The 3790-nt window shown below is 61.7% G+C and carries 2 protein-coding genes; both read left to right on the plus strand.

Features of this window, described 5'->3' with window-relative positions:
• Positions 1-2098 (plus strand): oligopeptide transporter, OPT family (locus VHD36_12875; GenBank protein ID HVU88205.1); only part of this gene is annotated, 2098 nt, incomplete at its 5' end.
• 99 nt (positions 2099-2197) lie between these two features.
• Positions 2198-3790: S46 family peptidase (locus tag VHD36_12880; protein ID HVU88206.1), on the plus strand; the 1593-nt coding region annotated here is incomplete at its 3' end.

Genomic DNA, 3790 nt, shown 5'->3' on the forward strand with positions numbered 1-3790 from the left:
TCTGGTGCTGAAGGTGGGGTTGACCGTCTCGGCGTCGATTCCCGTGGCCGTCCTGTCGATCACGCTGTTCCGGCTTTTCTCGCGCCTGACAGGCTTTCGCCGCACGACGATCCTGGAAAACAACATCGTGCAGACGACCGGTTCGGCCGGCGAATCGATCGCCTTCGGCGTCGGCGTCACCATTCCCGCCCTGATGCTCCTGGGCATGGACATGGAACTGACGCGCGTGATGACCGTGGGCGTCCTGGGCGGGCTGCTCGGCATCTTGATGATGATCCCGCTGCGGCGGGCCTTCATCGTCAAGCAGCATGGTCGGCTGAAATACCCGGAAGGGACCGCTTGCGCCGACGTGCTCATTGTCGGCGAGGAAGGCGGGGCCACGGCCGCGACGGTGTTCACGGGCTTTGGCCTGGCGTTTATCCACAAGTTTGTAATGACGGCGCTGCACCTGTGGAAGGACGAGGTGAACATTCCGTTGACCAATTCCGCCGGCAAAGGGCTGCGCGGCGGCATGCTCGGCGGCGAACTGACGCCCGAGCTGTTGGGCGTGGGCTACATCATTGGACCGAAGATTGCGTCGATCATGCTCGGGGGTGGCGTCCTGGCATACCTGGTATTGACGCCGATGGTGTTTTTGTTCGGCAGCCGCGCTCTGCTTCCCGACGGCGCCACGGTTCATCAGATTGCAGAATCGGTGTCGGCCGTCCGCACGCGATACATCCTGTACATCGGCGCCGGAGCGGTGGCGGCCGGAGGCATCATCAGCATGCTTCAGGCGTTGCCGATGATTTTCAGCTCGCTGAAAGCCGGCTTGCGCGACATGATTCCCAGCGGTGGCAAATCTGCGGGCGGGTCGACGCCGCGCACCGAGCAGGACCTGCCGATCGCCGTCGTAATCCTGGGCGCCCTGGTACTGGTTCTGGCGATGGCCGTGATTCCGAATCTTGGGCTAGGCGTCAGCACGCGCGGGCTGATCGGCGCGGGCATGATCGTCGTGTTTGGCTTCTTATTCGTGACGGTTTCGTCCCGTTTAACGGGCGAGATCGGTTCGTCGTCGAATCCTATCTCGGGCATGACCGTGGCCACGCTTTTGCTCACGTGCCTCATTTTCTTGGCCATGGGTCAGACCGGCGCCGCGGCCACGCTGACGGCCATGACCGTGGCCGCGATCGTGTGCGTCGCCTCGAGCAACGGTGGAACAACGTCGCAAGATTTGAAAACCGGCTACTTAATCGGCGCCACGCCGCGTTTGCAGCAGATTGCGATCTTGATCGGTGCCCTGACCAGCGCGCTGGTGATCGGGGTCATCCTGATCATGCTTAACAATGCCGGCACGGTGTGGAGCAAAAACAATGTACCCCGCTACATCGTGCCGGACGTCACCAAGATCACTCACAAGGAGAAGGCCGGGGGCCAATACAGCCAGGATCCGACCGAGTACTACGTGTGGCATGCCACCGAAGGGCAGGTTCCGAACGTGCCGCAGGGAAAATACCTGGCCAACGATCGCGGGCAACTGGTCTACCTGGTCGATCCGGGGATCAACGGCCGACTGAAAGCGCGCGACGATGGCGTTGCCGTACCCAACAAGTTCAGCGCGCCGAAGACGCGCCTGATGGCCTTGATCATCGACGGAATCTTGCAGCAAAAGCTTCCCTGGGAGCTGGTCTTCATTGGCGTGTTGATCGCCGTCACGCTGGAATTGGCCGGCGTGCCCTCGCTGCCGTTTGCGGTGGGCGTCTATCTGCCGATTCAATCGTCGGTGCCGATTTTCATTGGCGGCGCCGTCCGCTGGATCGTCGACCGCATCAAGGGTTCGTCCGAAGCCGAGGCCGACATGAGCCCCGGCGTACTGTTGAGTTCGGGCTACATCGCCGGCGGCGCGATCGGCGGCGTGCTGGTTGCGTTCTTTGGCTTTGCGCCGACGATTCTCGACAAGATGAATCTCGCCCCGAAGCTGCCGGCCGGCTGGGTGGCGAGCAACTGGCCGTCGCTGACCGCCTTCGGGGTTTTGATCTTGTTGTTGGCGCTCACCGGTTTTGGTCTGCTGTTCCGCGGCGGCCGTCCGCAATCGCCGACGGCAAAAAAATCGCGGTAATGCGTGCTGGCCCGCCCAAATCACATTTCGCTGTCACACCAAAGGTTCGCCACGATGCATCGAGCGCACTGGTTACAAATCATCCTGGGAGTTTTCTGCATGAGCGTCGTTTCCACCTTGCAAGCCGACGAGGGGATGTGGCTGTTCACGAACCCGCCGAACAAGATGCTCAAGGAAACTTACGGATTCACGCCCGATGCCGACTGGCTCAAGCACGTGCGGCAATCCTCGGTGCGCTTCAATAGCGGTGGGTCCGGCTCGTTCGTTTCGTCTGACGGGCTGGTGATGACCAACCATCACGTCGGCGCCGACTGCCTGCAAAAGTTGAGCACGCCCGAGCGCGACCTGATCAAGATCGGCTTTCACGCCCGCAAGCGCGAAGAGGAAGTGAAGTGTGTCGACCTCGAGCTGAACGTGCTCGTGGATATCGAAGATGTGACCGACCGCGTGAAATCAGCGGTGCCCGAGGGGGCCGACCCGGCCGAAGCGCGCAAGCAGCGGCTGGCCGTGATGAACACGATCGAAAAAGAGTCGTTCGACAAGACCGGGCTGCGCAGCGACGTGGTCACGCTGTACCACGGCGGCAAATATCATTTGTATCGCTACAAGAAATACACCGACGTCCGGCTGGTGTTCGCGCCGGAGAAAGACATTGCCTTCTTCGGCGGCGATCCCGACAACTTCGAATATCCGCGTTACGACTTGGACGTCTGCTTCTTCCGGGTCTACGAAGATGGCAAGCCGGCCAAGATCAAGGATTTCTTGAAGTGGAGCAAAGCCGGCGCGAAGGACGGCGAGCTGATCTTCGTCTCGGGCCACCCGGGCCGTACGAATCGACTCGACACGGTCAAACATTTGGAGTTCCTGCGCGATATTGCCTTCCCGTCGGTGCTGGACATGATCCGGCGGCGCGAAATTGCGCTGCGCACCTTTGCCGAGCGTGGGCTGGAGAACCAGCGCCGCGCGCAAGACGACTTGTTCAGCTACCAGAACAGCCGTAAGGCGCGGCTGGGCGGTCTGGCTGGTTTGCAGGATCCGGCGATCATGGACCTGAAGCGCCGCGAAGAAACGGCCCTCCGCGAAGCCGTGATGAAGGATCCGAAACTGGCCAAGGAGTATGGCGACGCCTGGGATCAGGTCGCTCGCACGATCGAGGTGTTGGCCGGCATCTACGACGAGTATCAGCTTTTGGAAGTGGGGCGCGCCTTCAATTCCGACCTGTTTGCGATCGCGCGGCGGTTGTTGCGGCTGTCGGAAGAAACCGGCAAACCCAATGCCGAGCGGCTGCGCGAGTATGCCGAAGCGGGGCTCGATTCGCTCAAGCAGCAACTATTTTCCGAGGCGCCGATCTACGCGGATCTGGAGATCGTCAAGCTGGCCGATTCGCTCGGCATGCTGATGGAAATCGAGGGAGCCGACGATCCGCTCGTGCAAAAGATCCTGGCCGGCAAATCGCCGCGCGAGCGGGCCGCCGAGCTGGTCGGCGGCTCGAAGCTGGCTGACGTGGCGCTGCGCAAGCAACTGGCCGAAGGGGGCGCCGCAGCGATCGCCAAGTCCCGCGATCCGATGATCGAGCTGGCGCGGCTGGTCGACAAACCGTCGCGCGAGGTGCGCCGGATTTATGAAGAGCAAGTCGACGAACCGCAGCGGCAGGCGTACGGAAAAATCGCGCAAGCCCGCTTCGCCATTTAC

The sequence above is a fragment of the Pirellulales bacterium genome, from assembly GCA_035546535.1.
Classification (GTDB): Bacteria; Planctomycetota; Planctomycetia; order Pirellulales; family JACPPG01; genus JACPPG01.